The organism is Microbispora sp. NBC_01389, assembly GCF_045040095.1.
Classification (GTDB): Bacteria; Actinomycetota; Actinomycetes; order Streptosporangiales; family Streptosporangiaceae; genus Microbispora.
In genome coordinates this window covers 1,746,491-1,762,919 of record NZ_CP109552.1, presented here as the reverse complement: position 1 = coordinate 1,762,919, position 16,429 = coordinate 1,746,491, and the positions used below count along the sequence as shown (strand labels likewise).

The 16,429-nt window shown below is 73.4% G+C and carries 8 protein-coding genes; 4 read left to right on the top strand and 4 right to left on the bottom strand.

The window, feature by feature from the left end; genetic code table 11:
- Positions 1-194: 194 nt before the first annotated feature.
- Positions 195-3,194, top strand: a complete 3,000-nt coding sequence (locus OG344_RS07765) for an AfsR/SARP family transcriptional regulator (RefSeq protein ID WP_405087624.1) — start codon at positions 195-197, stop codon at positions 3,192-3,194.
- 25 nt (positions 3,195-3,219) lie between these two features.
- Here OG344_RS07765 and OG344_RS07760 read toward each other — a convergent pair whose 3' ends face one another.
- The 4 genes from OG344_RS07760 to OG344_RS07745 all read right to left on the bottom strand — a co-directional run bounded on the left by OG344_RS07760 (position 3,220) and on the right by OG344_RS07745 (position 13,892).
- On the bottom strand, positions 3,220-3,384 hold the full coding sequence (locus OG344_RS07760; RefSeq protein WP_405087623.1) for a hypothetical protein: 165 nt from the start codon (positions 3,382-3,384) through the stop codon (positions 3,220-3,222).
- 35 nt (positions 3,385-3,419) lie between these two features.
- Positions 3,420-10,022 (bottom strand): RHS repeat domain-containing protein, encoded by a 6,603-nt coding sequence (locus tag OG344_RS07755; RefSeq protein ID WP_405087622.1) that lies wholly within the window; start codon positions 10,020-10,022, stop codon positions 3,420-3,422.
- A gap of 65 nt (positions 10,023-10,087) precedes the next feature.
- Entirely contained in the window at positions 10,088-13,567 is a 3,480-nt protein-coding gene (locus OG344_RS07750) for a LamG-like jellyroll fold domain-containing protein (RefSeq protein ID WP_405087621.1), read from the bottom strand.
- A gap of 181 nt (positions 13,568-13,748) precedes the next feature.
- Positions 13,749-13,892 (bottom strand): hypothetical protein, encoded by a 144-nt coding sequence (locus tag OG344_RS07745; RefSeq protein WP_405087620.1) that lies wholly within the window; start codon positions 13,890-13,892, stop codon positions 13,749-13,751.
- A 10-nt stretch (positions 13,893-13,902) separates the two neighbouring features.
- Between OG344_RS07745 and OG344_RS07740 the strand changes: the two genes are divergently transcribed.
- From OG344_RS07740 to OG344_RS07730, 3 genes are read left to right on the top strand one after another with little or no spacing between them, the layout of a single operon-like run.
- Complete coding sequence (locus tag OG344_RS07740; protein WP_405087619.1) at positions 13,903-14,415, top strand: hypothetical protein; 513 nt, start codon at positions 13,903-13,905, stop codon at positions 14,413-14,415.
- A 44-nt stretch (positions 14,416-14,459) separates the two neighbouring features.
- Positions 14,460-15,668 (top strand): sensor histidine kinase, encoded by a 1,209-nt coding sequence (locus OG344_RS07735; RefSeq protein ID WP_405087618.1) that lies wholly within the window; start codon positions 14,460-14,462, stop codon positions 15,666-15,668.
- Positions 15,665-16,342, top strand: a complete 678-nt coding sequence (locus OG344_RS07730; RefSeq protein ID WP_405087617.1) for a response regulator — start codon at positions 15,665-15,667, stop codon at positions 16,340-16,342. The genes OG344_RS07735 and OG344_RS07730 overlap by 4 nt, the downstream gene beginning before the upstream one ends.
- Positions 16,343-16,429 lie beyond the last annotated feature (87 nt).

Sequence of the window (16,429 nt, the reverse complement as noted above, 5' to 3'; positions counted from 1 at the left end):
GGAGAGACACCGGCGCCGCCGGCCGGATCACCGCCTCTGGCCGGGCAGCCCGCCGGCGCGCACCCCTTTGACCCTGACTGAAACATCCCATAGGGGAAGACCGTCCGGGTTATCCTCACCGCGACGTCCGGCCGTACCATCCCGGGGCATGACTGGGGCACGACCTCTGGCGCCCCTCGGCATTCGGGAGCGACATGAGATTCCAGGTGCTCGGCGACATGGAGATCGTCGTCGGTGACCGGGTGGTGTCGCTGCCGTCACGGCGCCAGGGGCAGTTGCTGGCCCTGCTCATCTGCGCCGAGGGCCGTCCGGTGCCGGCCGACAGGCTGGCCGACGTCCTCTGGGCGGGGCGGCCCGGCTCGCAGTCGGGCAAGAACCTGCAGGTGATCGTGCACCGGTTGCGCAGGACGCTCGACGATCCCGGCCGGATCCAGTACGGCCGCTCGGGCTACTCCCTGGTCGCGCAACCCTCGGAGGTGGACTCCTGGGAGTTCGCCGCCCTGGTCGAACGGGCCGGGCAGGCGCTGCGCCGCCGTGACAGCCGGGGAGACAGCCGGGGAGACAGCCGGGGGGACGGCCGCGGCAGCACGGAGGAGGCCGCCGTCCTGCTGGACCGGGCGCTCGCGCTGTGGCGGGGCCGCGCCTTCACCGGCCTGGACGACCTGGCCCCTCTGGCCGAGGAGGCCGAACGGCTGGAGCAGCAGCGCAGATGGGCGCTGACCGAGCGCATCGACGCCGACATGGCCCTGGGCAGACACGCCCGGGTCGTCCACGAGCTGGTCGCGATAGTGGACGAGAACCCGCTGGCGGAGCCGGCCGTGGCCCGGCTGATGGCGGCGCTGCACCACACGGGGCAGCGCACGGACGCGCTGGAGCTCTACCGGCGGACCCGCGCCGCCCTGGTCGGGGAGCTGGGGCTCGAACCCGGGCCGCAGCTGCGCGCCCTCCACCAGGCGATCCTGCGCGGAGACAGGGAGATCGGCCCGGCCGTCCCCGGCCGGGAGACGGCGCCCGCGCCGCCCGCGCCGCCGGGGGCCGCGCCCTGCCTGCTCCCGCCGCAACTCGGCGACCTCACCGGGCGCGACGAGGAACTGCGCCTGATCGCCACCGTCCTGCGGGAACGCCCGCCCACCGGACCGGTCAGGTGCGCGATCTCCGGCATGCCGGGCACGGGCAAGACCGCTCTGGCCGTACAGGCCGCGCACGAGGCCCGCGACCACTTCCCGGACGGCCAGCTGTACGTGAACCTGCACGGCGGGAGGGCGAGACCGGTCGATCCGTCGCACGCGCTGGGCCGGTTCCTGCGTGTCCTCGGCATGCCGGCCACGGCGATCCCCGACGGTCTCGACGAGCGGGCCGAGGCCTTCCGCGTCCGCCTGTCCGGGCGGCGGGTCCTCGTGGTGCTGGACGACGCGGCCGACGAGGCGCAGGTCGAGCCCCTTTTCCCCGCCGGGAGCGGGTGCGCGGTGCTCGTGACGAGCCGCGCCGCGCTGACCGCGCTGCCGGGGGCCCACCGGATCGCGCTCGGCGTCCTCGGCGACGCCGCGGCCGTCGACCTGCTGAACGCCATCAGCGGCCGGACCGGAGACGACGCCGATCTCCCCGCCACCGAGCGCCTGGCCGAGCTGTGCGGGCGGCTCCCCCTCGCGCTCAGGATCGCCGGGGCGCGGCTCGCCGCCCGGCCGCACTGGAGCGTCGAACGGCTGGTCGCCCGGCTGGCCGGTGAGCACGACCGGCTCGACGAGCTCACCCACGGGCCCCTGTCGGTGCGGGCCAGCCTCGCCCTCGGCTACTCCGGGCTGGCCGGGCCGAGCCGCGCGCTTCTCCGCCGTCTCGGGCTGCTGGAGACCCAGGACTTCGCCGGCTGGGTCGCCGCGGCGCTCCTGGACGCCGCGCCCCGCGATGCCGAGGACGTGCTGGAAGGCCTCGTGGAGGCCCGGCTCGTCGAGTACGCCGGGCTCGACCCGATCGGCGAGCCGCGCTACCGCCTCCACGACCTGGTACGGCTGCACGCCCGGGAGCGCGGCGCGGCCGAGGACCCGCCGGAGGTCGCCGGCGCGGCGCTGTCCCGGCTGGCCGGGGGATATCTCCGGCTCGCCGAGCAGGCGCACCGGCTGCAGTACGGCGGCGACTACACGGTGCTGCACGGGAACGGCCCACGGTGGGACTGCGGTCCGGCGGCGGTCCGGCGGCTGCTCGCCGACCCGGCCGGCTGGCTGCGCAGCGAGCGCGCCGGGCTGGTGGCGGCGGTGCGGCACGCGGCCCGCCTCGGGCTGAGCGAGACCTGCTGGGACCTGGCGATGACGGCGGTCACCCTGTTCGAGGCGCAGGGGCTGTTCGACGACTGGCGGAGCACCTCGGAGACCGCGCTGGCGGCGGCGCGGGAGGCGGGCGACGCCCGCGGCGAGGCGGCGATGCGTTACTCGCTTGGCACGCTGGCTGTGTTCCGGCAGCGCTACGCCGGCGCGCGCCCGCACTTCGACGCCGCGCTGCGGCTCTTCGAGCAGGTGGGCGACCGGCACGGCCAGGCGCTGACGATCCGCAACGCCGCGCTGATCGAGCGGGTGGAGGGGCGCGGCGACGGCGCGCTCGCCAGCTACGGGCGGGCGCTTTCGATGCTGCGCGAGGTCGGCGACCGGCACGCCGAGGCACATGTGCTCGGCAGCATCGCCCAGATCCACATCGAGCACGACCGGACCGGGGAGGCGGGCCCGCTCCTGGAGACCGCGCTGGCCGTCTACCACGAGCTGGGCGACCTGCGGGGAACCGCCCAGATCCTCAACCGGATGGGCGCACTGCTGCTGCGGGAGGAACGGGCGGCGGCGGCCGAGGCGGCCTACCGGCAGGTGGGCGCGGCCGCCCGGGCCGCCGGGGACCGGATCGGCGAGGCCCACGCGCTGCTCGGCGGCGGGGAGGCGCGGCTGCTGGCGGGGGACCTCGACGGCGCCGCCGAACTGCTGGAGTCGGCGCTCCGGCTCGCCGGAGAGGTCGGCGAGCCGTTCGTGGCCGCCCGTGCGCGGCTGACCACCGGGCGGATCGCCGCCCTGCGTGATGATCTGCCCCTCGCGGCGTCGCTGCTGAGCCGGGCGGCCGCGGCGTTCGAGGAGATCGGGCTGCCGCTCTGGCACGACCGGGCGACCCGCGCACTGCGGGACCTCGACGGCACGAAAGGGCCGGCGCGCCCGCCGGGGTGAGGCGGGCGCGCCGGCCGGAGATCCGTCAGTTGCCGCCACCGCCGGGCTCGCCCCGGTCCATCCAGTGACTGTCACATCCGTACGGCCCGAACTTGCAGGGGTTCTCGTACGCCGCGGCCGGGGCCGCGAAGCCGCCGAGCAGCGCCGCCGTCGCGACGGCCGCCAGCACCGCCTTGCGTATCCTGCTCATCTGTCTCCTCGGTTCGTCGTCGCGGTTGGGGAGATCTAACAGTGCCACGCCCACCAGGCCTTGCAAATCGGGTCGCGCAGCTGTGGCGGCAGCGGATCCGTAAGCCCGGTAAACCCGGACCGGCCCTTGCTGATCTTCCAGGTCGCGACGGTGTACTCCACGGCGGGCTCGACCTCGCCCTCGGCGAAGCCGATCCCCTTGGCGTCCTGGTATCCGATCCATCTGCCGTTCGCGTCGACCCTGGGACCACCGCTGTAGCAGGGGCCGACCGGGATGCCGACCGCGCCGCACACCGCGCCGCCGACGGGGCCCTGTTCCTCGGGCGGCGCCGACGCCCACTGGACGGACCCGCCGGCTCCGAGGGCTCCCGGGCCGGTCGTGAGCATCAGCGTGCCGTGCTGGTAGCTCAGCGTCGCGCACACGCCGTCACAGACACCGATCGCGATCTTCACGTGCTCGTGCAGGGACTGGTTGGTCTTGCGCAGGCTCTCCCGGCACCCGGCGGCATTGGGGAAGCTGTCGCAGCTGAAGGGTTTGCCGAGGCCGCTCCGGTTCAGCGTGGGCCGGACGTCGCACCCGGCGAACAGCAGCCGGCAGGCACGCGCGGTCTGTTTCCGCACCGCCCGCTGGGCCCGCTCCCTGGCCTGCTGGGCCTTCCTGCGCGCCTCCTCGGCCTTCCTGCGCGCCTCCGCCGCGCGCCTGCGCGCCTCCTCCGCCATTCGCCGGGCCGCCTCGCGGGCCCGCTCGACCAGCCTTCTCTGGACGTCGACGAAGCGGTGCCACGCGTCCCGGAAGAAGTTCCCGACCGAGTGGAACACCTTGGAGAGAGCCCTGCCGAAAGCGATGACGAATCCGCACAGACCCCAGCAGCCCCAGTCGTCGCCGTCCGGGTCGCTCTGGGTGACCGGGTTGTTGCCGGCGTACGTGTACCCGTTGAGCTTCTGCGGCTCGTTGGAGTCGAACACCGGGTCCACCGACAGGAACCGTCCCTCGCTCGGCAGGTACTCGCGCGCGCCGAGATGGACGAGGCCGGTGGAGGGATCGGCGGTGCCGCCGACGAAGGCCCGCTCCGACGGCCAGGAACCGGGCTGGTCGCCCCGTGGATCGCCGAAGGGGTCGAACCGCCGCCTGGTCACGTCCAGGGAGGCCGCGTCGATCGCCAGGTCGGCCGTGCCGTGGTGGTCGGAGACGAGCCAGGTGAGCCGCTGGTCGTCGCTCCTGACCGCGACCGTCCGGTCGCCGTGGGTGTAGTAGCGGGTCGCGGTCCGCACGTTCGAGCCGGCGCCGACGCGCACCTCCATCGTGCCGAGGTAGAGCACCGTCCCCGAGGGGTCGCGCCGGATGAGCCGGTTGCCCTCGGCGTCGTACACGAACGAGGTGGTCCTGCCCGCCTCGGTCACCTTCGCGAGGTGACCCTCGGCGTCCCACTCCAGCGTCTGCTCGGCGGAGCCGATCCGGCGCGTGGTGGTGTTGCCGGTTCTGTCGTAGGAGTAGGCGTCGATCCGGTTGACTCCCGGACCCGCCGTGCTCACCTGCTTCGGGGCGTGTGCCTGGGGCTGTCCGGCGGCGGGATAGGAGTAGGTCCGCACGGTGTCGCCGGTGGCCCCGTTCACGGCGTGCCGGGTCTCCGTCTCCCGCGCGCCCGTCGGGTCGTAGGTGTAGGAGTTCCAGTACGGCGTGGCGCCGCCGACCCCGCTCGGTGTGACGCCGCCGTTCGCGTCCGGAGTGGTGGCGCAGGCGCCGGTGGTGGTCCAGGCGTGCGACAGCCGCCGCAGGTGGTCGTACCGGAAGCACTGGATGTCGGACGCGGCGTTGCTCGCGGGAGGCGTGTCGGCGATCCGGGTGAGGTTGCCCGACTCGTCGTGTTCGTAGTTGAGATCGGCCTGCCGCACCTTCGCGTCGGTCTGCCGGTCGGTGATCCGGCGCAGCAGCCGGCGGGTGCCCTCCTCGTAGGTGTAGTCGTTCAGGACCTGGTGACCGTCCTCACCCCAGCGTTCCTGCAGCGTCTCGCCGCTCTTGGCGTACAGCGTGTCGTTGACGTACGTCCCGAGACCGCTGCGGGTCTGCAGCGGCATCGCCTGGTCGGTGTAGGTGGTGCGCACCGTCTCGGCGGGCAGGTTCCCGGCCCCCGGATGCGTGACCGACTGGACCGTGCCGTCGGGGTTGTAGCGGGTCTTGAAGGTGTAGGTCCCGGCGAGCCCGCCCTCCGACCCGGGGATGACGTAGCTGGTCGAGGTCGCGCGGTAGGAGGTGTCGTAGGAGTCGATCCGCGTGGTGTAGGCGTTCGTCCCGTCCCACCGGGTGGCGGAGACCGGCAGGCCCTTGACGGAGGTGCCGTCGGGGAGCGCGTCGTACGTCCACGACGCGATCGCCGGGGCCTGCGTCGTCGTCCCGGCGTGTACGGCGGTGCGCCGGCCGAGCACGTCGTACTCGAACGCCAGCGTCCGGTTCTGGGCGTCGGTGCTCGTCGTCATCCGGTCCAGGTCGTCGTAGGTGTAGGTCGTCGCGCCCCGGTCGGGGTCCTCGGTGCTGACCACCCGGCCGCGCAGGTCGCGGGTGGTGCGCCACACGTTGCCCGCGGGGTCGGTGACCGTGTCCTGCTCCCCGCCGCGGCTGTATCCGTACCTGGTGGTGTCGTACGCCCCGGCCGGCGACGGGCCCTTGTACTGGCGCAGCTCCACGGTCCGGCCCCGGGCGTCGGTGATCGTGGTCGTGGGGGTCGAGCCCGTCGGCGGATCGACGTCCACCCGCTCGCCGTTGTAGGCGGTCGTGGTCCGCCACTTCTCGTCGCCCATCACCCTGAAGATCTCGGCGGTGGTGCGGCCCAGCCCGTCGTAGGCGTAGACCGTCTGCGCCGGGACCGCGCTGTCGGCCACGCCGAGGATGCGCGGGCCGGGGGCGTCGGCGTTGGCGTACACGTCGTTGACCTTCGCGACCTGCCCGAGGGTGTTGTAGACGGTGTCGCTGAGCAGGCGCCCGCCGCCGTGCGCCGGCTGCTGGTTCTGCCGCGAGCGCAGCAGCCCGTCGTAGATCTCGTAGGAGACGGCGTAGCCGCCGTCGTTGTCGAGGGTCTTCGTGGCGACGGCCACTGGCGCGTCCTGCTGGATCGTGTAGGTGAACTCCTGGCTCGGGCTCTGACCGGTGGGCCGGTCCGGCAGCCACACCTTGGTCAGCCGTCCGAGCGGGTCGTAGGCCAGCTCGGTGTGCCGGCCGTTCGGGTCGTCCTGGGCGGCCGTCACGCTCCACTCGGGACGCAGGGCGGTGGTCTCGGCGTGGCCGAGCGGGTTGGTGAGGACCGTCCTGACCGGCGGGGCGTCGGCCGCCGGAGTATACGACATGGTGGTCTTCGCGTCGGCCGCGTCGTAGCTTTCGGTCTTCCGTCCGTACGCGTCGTACACGACCCGCGCCGCCTGCTGGTAGACCGGCTGGCCGTTCGCGTAGCCGCGCAGGTCCTCGGTCTTCGTCACGTCGCCCTTGGTGGGCGCGGCGCCGTAGGCTCCGCCGTCGTAGTACGTCCGGACGTCATCGAGGACGTCGTCCGGCCGCCGGGGGGTGGTGTCGCAGGCGACCGCGACCTTCTCGCTCCGGACCACCGCGTTGAGGATCCACGCGCCGGTGTTGCGGGCGTAGGTGTTGCGGAGGCACTGGTCGTCGCTGGTGGTCCCGGTGTCGCCCAGGTCGTCGACCGAGGTCAGCGAGCCGTACGCGTCGAAGGAGTTGCGGGTCTCGGTCCGGCGGACCGCGCCGGTGCTGAGCTTGCTGCGGCCGCGCACCTTGGCCACCGAGAGGCGGTAGGCCTGGTCGGCGCCCTCGGTCGCGTTGGGCCCCTGCAGCCAGGGGTCGTTGACGGTCGCGGACATCTCCGCGCCGTCCGGCCCGTCCAGTTGCCGGGTCTCGCGCTCGAAGCCCTGCAGCCTCCAGTGGTCGGTGACCTTCGCGCCCTCGGAGTCGGTTACCTGGACGCTCCGGGTGCCGCTCGGCTGTTTGTCGCCGTCCAGCCCGCGGAAGAACAGGTGCTCGACGGCCGTCCGGCGGTCGGTGGCCTCGCCCTTGACGACCTGCACCTTCTCGTAGCCGCGCCACGCGGACCAGGTGCGGCGGGAGGCCGGGGCGAGCTCCAGGTCGTCGTACGCCCACGCCGGCTCGCCCTTGTAGACGTAGTCGGTGCGGACCATCGGCGCGCCGCCGGTGAGGTCGACCTCCTGCGTCTGCACGGTGACGTACCGGTGGAACCAGTCGATGCCGGGGGCGGACGCGCCCTCGGGGGTCCAGAACATCGGATAACACCGCTTGCCGTTGGCGTGCGGCTGGGGCAGCGTGGCGCGGGTGCACTGGGGGTCGGAGTAGACGACCGTGAGCCGCCCGCCGGTCTCGTTGTTCACGCTGCGGATGCGCCACTTCATCATCGGCGCGACGCCTTCGAGCGCGTCGACCCGGTTCGGCATCTCCACGCCGTCGAAGTCGACCGGCGGCGTGCTGAGGGTGCCGCCCACCTTGCCGGTGTGCTGGATCCGCGCCAGCCAGAGCGCGGCGCTCATGTTGTCACCGGGCTTGGGGAAGGACTGGGTCAGCGTCCAGGTGTCGACGTCGGTCAGCGCGCCGTCCTTGAGCACCTGGGTGGTCACCGCGGTCAGCCGCTTGCGGGTGAAGAAGACCGGCGCGTGGTTGGCGCAGCTGGCGCCGGCGGCGCACAGCAGGTCGGCCGGCACGTCGGGCCAGTAGGCGGCGTTGGCCTTGGTGAGCTTGGCGGGCGCGCAGTCGAACGTGGAGGTGCGGACGCACCGCTCGTCCACCGAGAACAGGACCTTCCCGACGGGAGGCTTGGCGTAGACCTGCCCGGCGCGCTGGCCGTACTCGATGCGCTCCAGGTAACCGCCCGGCGTGTACGGCGTCCCGTCGGCGGCCTTCATGTTGCGCCCGTAGTGGTTGGTCTCCTTGGTGTAGAAGAAGCTCATCGTGTTGCCGTGGCTGTCGATCACGTGGTCGAGGTTCCAGCGGTAGGCCTGCTGGCACCACGAGTCGGTGTAGGCCGTCTTGTGGCAGGGCTCGCCCGAGTCGTCGCCGTACACCGGCGCCGTCCACGTGGACCCCGTCTCCTGCTTGCCGGTGGTCCAGCCGGGCAGCCGGCCCAGTCCGAAGAAGAACTGGGTGCCGTCGGGCTGCGTGATCTTCCAGTGCTCGCCCTTGCCGCCGTCGCCGTCGCCGTCGTCCCCGTTCACGGCGCCGGTCAGCTTCTCCACCCGGGACCCGTCGTCGTTCTTCAGCCGCCACGCGCCGGTGGCCGCGTCGTGGACGAGCTCGTTGGCCCCGCCGCCGAGCACCACGACCGCGTTGTCGCCGCCCCAGCACAGCTCGCCGTTCTTGGGGGTGACGCCGTCGTCCGCGCAGGGCTTGTACTTGCGCTCGACGAAGCCGCCGGGGTTGAGGTCGAAGCCCTCGCCCACCCAGCTCGGCTGGTTGTTCGTCGACGCGGTGCGCCCGTCGACGCCGCTGGACGAGTACGCCAGGGTGAGCTCCGGCGCCGGCCCGCCCAGCGACGGCGGCACCCGCATCGGGTAGGACCAGGAGAAGTCGCCCGACTGCAGGCTCACCTCCCAGTCGGCGCTGGGGGAGAGCGGCGTGGCGGTGTAGTCGCCGGTGCCGCCCGAGGGGCCGGCCGCCAGCGCGTAGAGCCCGGAGCCCGAGGCCGCCGCGCCGGCCGCCGCGCCGGCCGCCGCGCCGATTCCGGCGGCGGGCGCGGACGACGCTGCGGGTGCGGACGATGTGGCGGGTGCGGACGATGTGGCGGGCGCCGCGCCGACCTCGGCGGTGAGCGTGCCCCGCGCGACGTCGTTCGTCCCCGGCACCGGCCGCGGAGCGGGGCAGTCGCCCGTCCCGGCGACCGGGGGAGCGGCCAGGCCGGTGGCCAGGGTGGTGGCAGGGGCGGTGGCAGGGGTGGTGACAAGGGTGGTGGCGGCGCAGGCGGGCAGTTCCACCAGGCGCAGCCGGGCCGCCCAGTCGCCGCCGTAGGCGCCGCGGAACCCGGAGTAGTCCAGCTCAAGCGTGACCGGCGCGGCCTGCGCGGCGCCGTCGGCACGGGTCACCCGCAGCCGCACCCCGGTGTCACCGGGCAGGGACGAGGCGACCGGGTCCAGCAGGTCCACCCGGACCTTCCCCGGCGTCGCCGCGGACGGCTGGGCGGAGGACTGCTGGGCGGCGGCCGCCCGCGCGGCCTCGGCGCCGGGCCCGGACCCGGAGCCGGACCCGATTCGCACCGGCAGGCCGGACAACTGGACGAGAGCCGGCCGCGCGTCCGGAGCCCCCGCTGCCCGGACGGCGGCCGGGTTCTGCGTGGCCGGGTTCTGTGCGGCCAGCTTTCCGGCGAGCGCGGAGAGGTCGGCCGTCGCGCTGCCCGCCCGCGGCCACACCACCGTGGGCGGGGCCTTCAACGCGCCGCGTTCGGCGGGGTCGGGCTCCCCGCCCTTCACCGGGACGGGCGTCCCCTCCACCAGGTGGTCCCGCTGTGGATCCGGGGGATCCCAGCGGTCACCGGCGGCCGCCACCGGCTGGGCGTACAGGAAGGTGGCGGCGAGGGCGGCGAGGGTGGTGACGGCGGTCCGGCGGCGGAGGCCGCGAGATCGTGACTGGGGGAAATCCATGGTGACTACCTCCGGCGGCCGGCGAAGGGCGCGGGAACGCCCTTCGCCGGCGAGGGGGGAAGGACTTACTGCAGGGAGAGCTCGTAGATCTCGTCGTCGGTGAGCACACCGGTGTAGGCGCGGACGTCGTCGATCGCACCGACCCACTTGTTCGAGCCGTTGATCGCCTGCCCGATGGTCAGTGCGTCCTTCGCCTGCCAGGGCGTGGTGAACGACGTGGTGCCGTCGAGGTTTCCGTCGACGTACAGCCTGAGCTGGTTGTCCGCCCGGTCGTAGACGCCCACGAGGTGGGTCCACACCCCTGTTTCGGCGGGGTCGATCGAGAAGGGGCCGGTGTAGACGGCGGAGGTGGTGTCGGCCGTCGGCATGTTGAAGCGCCAGCGGTCCTGCGCCTTGTCGTACTGCAGGTAGAAGCCGCTGCGGTTGACGCCGTCCACGCTCACCGCGGTGCGGTAGTCGGCCTTGTCGGTCAGCCGCACCCAAGCGGCGACGGTGAAGGAGCCGTCGGTGCGCAGCAGCGGCCCCGCGCCGGACTGCAGCGGCGCCCTGGTGCGGATCAGGCACCCGGCCGCGCCGAAGCCGGCCGCGCCGCCGACCCATCCGCCGGTCCAGGTGCAGGCGCCGGTGGCGTCGGCGTCCCTGATCAGGTCGCTCGGCTTACCCGAGGAGTCGTGGGCGACGGTCCCGGAGGTCTCGTCGAGTTTCCAGTGGCCCTCCAGCTTCACCGGGCGGTTGGCCAGGTCGCCGACCTCCCTGTCGTAGACCACCCGGTCCCAGACCCGCACGTCGTCGACGTCGCCGGCCCACTGTTCCGACCCGCCCAGGGCCCGGCCGATCACGAACCTGCCCGCGGCGTTCCACGGGGTGGGCTGCACGGCCGTCGTGCTCTGCGGCCTGCCGTCCACGAAGAGGCGCAGCCGCCCGGTCGCCGCGTCGAAGGACGCCGCCAGGTGCGTCCACCGTCCGGTCACCGGCGCCGCGTCGGACTTGGCGTGGTAGTACGTCGGCGAGGCGACGCTGTCCGCGGAGCCCATCGCCATCGCCCACCGGTCACTGCCGATGTGGTACTGCAGGGAGAAGCCGGCGCGGTTCACGCCGTCCTGGCTGAGCACGGTGCGGTAGGAGTTCTTGTCGGTGAGCCGCACCCAGGCCGCCACGCTGAAGTTCTGGTCGGTGCGGACGATCCCGTCCGGCTTCGACGGGGTGACCGTGCCCTGGACGCCGTCGAGCCGTACGGCACCGGAGACGCGGCCGGGGGTGCGGGTGGCGCCGGTGCTCAGCGCGGCCTGGTAGCCGTTGCCCGAGGAGTCGCCGGCCACGGTGCCGGAGGTCTCGTCGAGCGTCCAGTGCGCCACCGGCGAGGTCGCCCGCCGCACGCTGAACTCGTACCGCCGGTAGGGGCCGATGTTGCCCGCCTTGTCGCGGATCCACACGTACAGCACGTTGAGCAGGTCGCGGGGCGGGGTCACCTTCACGCTCGCGGTGCCGTCCGCCGCGGCGTTCACGGCCGTCGCCGTCCCCGGGTCGTCGCTGTTCAGCGCGTAGAGGTAGCCGCCGGCGTCCGTCACCGGTCCGGGACTGAGCCGGAAGACCCCCATCCGGCCGACGCCGCCGGCGGGGACCGGGTCGCCTGCCGCGGGCGTCTCGGGATAGTCCGTGGACAGCACGTTCGGCGCGGCGGACGGCCGGGTCCTGTCGACGATCATGTCGCACCACCCCGACCAGCCGCTGGTGCCGCTGGTGGCGACGCCGTCCTGGGCCCGCACCCGCCAGCTGATCTTCGCCCCGTCGGTGACCGTGAGCGGAGCGGTGACCGGCGTGCCGGAGGCAACGTAGGACGTGTAGCTCTCCCCCAGCTTCGCCCCGCCGGTCGCGTACCACTCGAAGTGGGCGCGCACGGTCTGGCCCTTCGCGCCGTCGGCGTCGGACACCCTCGCCCGCAGCGTGGGGGTGAGCGTGGTCACGTACGGCGCGGCGCTCCCGGTCGCGCAGGGCACGTACGCGCTGGCGCCCACCTGGGTGGAGAGCTGGTCGGGCACGTTCGGGGTGGTGTTGTAGGTGATCTCCAGGGAGGGGTTGTTGCGGAACTTCTTCCAGCCGTTCTTGTCGCTCTCGCTCCCGGCGCGCAGGCCGAGGGTGAGATTCGACCAGTTGCCGGACGCCGCCTCCGTCACGGCCGAGGTGGCGTCGAAGTCGACGCCCCCGGCGCCGCAACTCGAGCTGTAGCCCTTCGCGACGCTGACCGAGGAGATCTTGCGCTTCCAGGCGGGCTGCGCGTTCCAGGTGGTGCCGGTGCCGATCGCGCCGGTCAGCCAGAGCTGCACCTCGCGGGCCGAGCACGACCACGAGTACGTCTCGAAGGCGCGGAAGGTGGCCTTGACGATGTGCTTGCCGTTCACCGCCGAGGTGTTCATCCGGAAGAACGACCGGTAGGTGTCGCTCGTGGGCCCGGACGGCACGTACGGGTCGTTGTAGTAGCCGACCTTGGCCACGTCGCTGGTGCCGTAGTACTTCGTCGTGGCGAAGTGCTTGGAGACGTAGGCGAAGGCGAGCCGCCCGGCGCCGTACATCGGCGGGTCGACGTAGACGGGGTATGTCAGGCCGGGCGCCCGCAGGAAGCTCTGGTCGGGGGTGAGCACCAGCGTGCCGGCGTCGAGCCGGGCGGCGACCGTGCCGATCGCGTCCCCGGTCGTCGGGCCGACGAGACGGCCTATGTGGTCGTACTCCGTGTCCTCCGTGCCGGAGGAGTCCCACATCTGCGGGGCGTTGCCCTGCAGGACGACCTTCCCGCCCGGGTCGCGCACGGTGGCGTTGCCGGCCGGGTCCAGGCTCAGTGTGCCCCCGCTGACCTGCACCTTCATCCGGAACTCGGCCAGCCGCGGATCGCGCGCCGCCTCCGGGGTCTTCACGACCAGCACCTGCGAGAAGCCGTCGAGGCCGGCCGTCAGCTTGAGGTCGACCCCCGGGAACACGTCGTAATAGATGGCGGTCTCGTACAGCGGGGAAGGCTTCGGCAGCGGCGCCGGCCAGGTGTAGGTGAGCGTGACGCCGTCCTTGACGATCCGGACCAGCGGCCCGTCGCCGCCCCCGGAGAACGTCATGTCGATCGGGGCGGAGTAGGGCCCGAGCGTGCCGTCTCCCCGCCACATCAGGCCGAGGTCGACCCCGGCCCAGGTGCTCCCCTTCTTCACCCTGGTGGGCCAGAGGCTCTCGACCACGCGCTGGTTGCCGTCGGGCTCGGCGAACACCTGGGTGGTCTCCGTACGCTGCGACACGATCTCGACCGGCTGCCCGGTGTCCTTCGCCTGCCGGATCGCCGAGGCGTCCTCTCCGGGAAGCGGCTCGGGGTCGGGGTAACCGCCCCGGGCGGCGAGGCCGGTCGCGAGGCCCGCCGTGGCGGGCGCGGCGGCCGGCCCGGCCGCCGCGGGCAGGGCGAGGGCGTGCGCGAACGTGACGAGCAGGGCGGGTACGGCGAGCACGGCGGCGAGCCGTCGCCGTCGTCGTCGCCTGCCGTCGTCGTGTCGGGATCGTGGGCGGAAAGTCACCTTCACCTCACGGGCAACTGGGATACCGGCCGCGGGCGGCATCGGCGCTGATCACGATCAAGGTAGGGAAGGTCACTTTCACGGCGGTTTCACGTAATTCGGGCGCTATGCCGTTCTCCACTCGCGCCGTTCTCCGGCCGGGCGATCTCCACCCACGGATGGAGCGGGCGGCCCGCGCGGGTCAATCCGTACGCCGATGGCGGCGAGCCCGCCCGCTGGAAGTCTGGTCCTCGTCGAAACCCTCGTCGAAACCCTCGTCGAAACCCTCGTCGAAACCCTCGTCGAAACCCCCGTCGAAACCCCCGTCGAACCCGCTGACACGCACGGAGCCTCCGATGACCACCACCCAGTACCTGCTCAACCTCGGCCTGCTCGCCTACGTCCTCTACAGCAACCTCGGCACGAAGACGCTGACCCGGACGCGCATGGTCCTTCCGCTGGTCGTCGTCGCGGTCGCCGCGTACGTGTTCCTGCGGGAGATGCCGGCGATCGGCAACGACGCGCGGCTGGAGCTGGCCGGAGCGGCCGCCGGTGTGGCGCTCGGGGTGGCCGCCGGGCTGCTGGTACGGGTGCGGCGCGCGGGTGAGCGGATGGTCACGGTCGCCGGGGCCTGGTACGCCGCCCTGTGGGTGGCGGTGATCGGCGGGCGGATGCTCTTCGCCTACGGCGCCGACCACTGGTTCTCCGCCGGCATCGCGACGTTCTCCCGGACCCACCTCATCACCGGGGCCGACGCGTGGACCGCGGCGTTCGTGCTCATGGCCCTCGCCATGGTCGTCACCAGGGTCCTGGTCACCGGAGCCCGGGCGCTGCGCACGTCGACCCGTCCGGCGCCCGTAATGTCGTGACCAGGCTGTGAGCCATGACGCGCCCGACACTGGAGGATGCAGACGTGAAACCACGGGACCGGTCGCGGACGCCGGAACACCGGCCGCGCGACCAGCGCCGTACCTTCACCGTGCTCGCCCGGTTCACCGCCGGCGTCATAGCGGTGAGCACGGTGGCGGGCGGCCTGCCGGTGGACACGGCGGCGCGCGTCGCCGTACCGGCGCTGACGGCGGTGGCCCTGGCGCTGTGGCTCGCCGGCGCGACCAGCGTCGTCTTCGGCCCGCGCCTGCTGATGGGATGTCTCATGGCCGCGGGGCTGTGCGGCGCGGGTCTCGGCCTGCTGAACCCGCACGGGCCCGGGTTCGTCATCGCGTACATGGCGATCGCCGCGATCGGGCTGCGGCTGCCGCGCCGGGTCGCGCTGCCCGGCAGCGCGGTGGTGGCGGTCGCGGCGGCCCTGACGGAGTGGCGGACCTCCGATCACGCCCTCAGCGCCATGCTCAACCTGGCCGCCGGCGCGTGCTTCCTGTTCGTGGCGTCGGCGTTCGCGGCGGTGAGCCGCGACGCGCAGGCGCAGGCGCAGGCGCTGCTGGCCGAGGAGGCCGCCGCCCGCAAAGCCCGCGAGCAGGCCGCGGTGCTGGCCGAACGCGGCAGGCTCGCGCGTGAGCTGCACGACGTGCTCGCGCACACCCTGTCCGGGCTGGCCGTGCAGCTGGAGGGCGCCCGGCTGCTGGCCGAGAAGACCGGTGCCGACGAGCGGCTCGTCGCCCAGATCGGCACCGCGCAGGGGCTGGCCCGCGACGGCATGGCCAGCGCCAAGGGCGCCGTCGCGACGCTGCGCGGCGACACGCTGCCCGGAGCCGACCGGCTGCCCGAGCTGATCACGCACGCGCGGCTCGCCACCGGCCTCGCGGCGCGCCTCGTCGAACGCGGCGAGCCGAGGCCGCTCCCGCCGGAGTCCGGCCTCGCCGTCTACCGGACGGTGCAGGAGGCCCTGACCAACACCGCCAAGTACGCCGGCTCCGGCGCGCAGGCCACCGTCACGCTCACCTGGGCGCCCGGCACCGTGAGCCTGGAGATCGTCGACACCGGCGGCGTCCCCTCCACCCCCCTGCCGTCGGGCGGCTTCGGGCTGACCGGCCTCGCCGAACGCGCCGAACTCGCCGGCGGGCACCTCGACGCCGGCCCCACGCCCGAGGGCTGGCGCGTCCACCTCGTCATGCCATCCACCCCGTCATATCCCACCCGACTATCACAGGAGATGAGCCGGTGACCGCCGTACCCGACCGCGTCAGAGTGCTGATCGCCGACGACCAGAAGGTCGTCCGCGACGGGCTCGCGATGATGCTGGGCCTGCTCGACGACATCGAGGTCGTCGGCACCGCCGTCGACGGGGCCGACGCGGTGCGCCAGGCCGCGGACGCCGACCCCGACGTCGTGCTCATGGACCTCGGCATGCCGAACGTCGACGGGATCGAGGCGACCCGGCGGCTCGTGGAGGGCGGCAGCCGCTCCCGCGTCGTCGTGCTCACGACGTACGCCGACGACACCTGGGTGTTCGGCGCCCTGCAGGCCGGCGCCCGGGGGTTCATCACCAAGGACGCCGGCGCGGAGCAGATCCGCGACGCCATCGTCGCCGTCGCCTCCGGCGAGGCCCAGCTCGACCCCTCGGTGCAGCGGCGCCTGCTGGAGGCGCTCTCCCGCGGCGCGCCCGTGGGCGCGGCGGAGCCCCCGGCGCCGCCCGACGACGGCCTGACGGCCCGGGAGACGGAGGTGCTCACCGAGATCGCGCAGGGCCTGTCCAACAGCGAGATCGCGCGGCGTCTGTTCGTCTCCGAGGCGACCGTCAAGACCCACGTCAACCACCTGCTGGCCAAGACCGGCTGCCGCGACCGCGCGGCGCTGGTGGCGTACGCCTTCCGCACCGGCCGCGCCACGCTGGACTGACGGGTGGACTGACGGGTGGACTGACGGCTGGACTGACGGGTGGACTGAGGGGCCGCCGCCTCAACCCCCGGGTGGAGAAGGCGGCCG

Coding starts and splice junctions, on each gene's coding strand:
- OG344_RS07765 (WP_405087624.1), top strand. CDS start 195: ATGAGATTCCAGGTGCTCGGCGACATGGAGATCGTCGTCGGTGACCGG.
- OG344_RS07755 (WP_405087622.1), bottom strand. CDS start 10,022: ATGGATTTCCCCCAGTCACGATCTCGCGGCCTCCGCCGCCGGACCGCC.
- OG344_RS07740 (WP_405087619.1), top strand. CDS start 13,903: ATGACCACCACCCAGTACCTGCTCAACCTCGGCCTGCTCGCCTACGTC.
- OG344_RS07760 (WP_405087623.1), bottom strand. CDS start 3,384: ATGAGCAGGATACGCAAGGCGGTGCTGGCGGCCGTCGCGACGGCGGCG.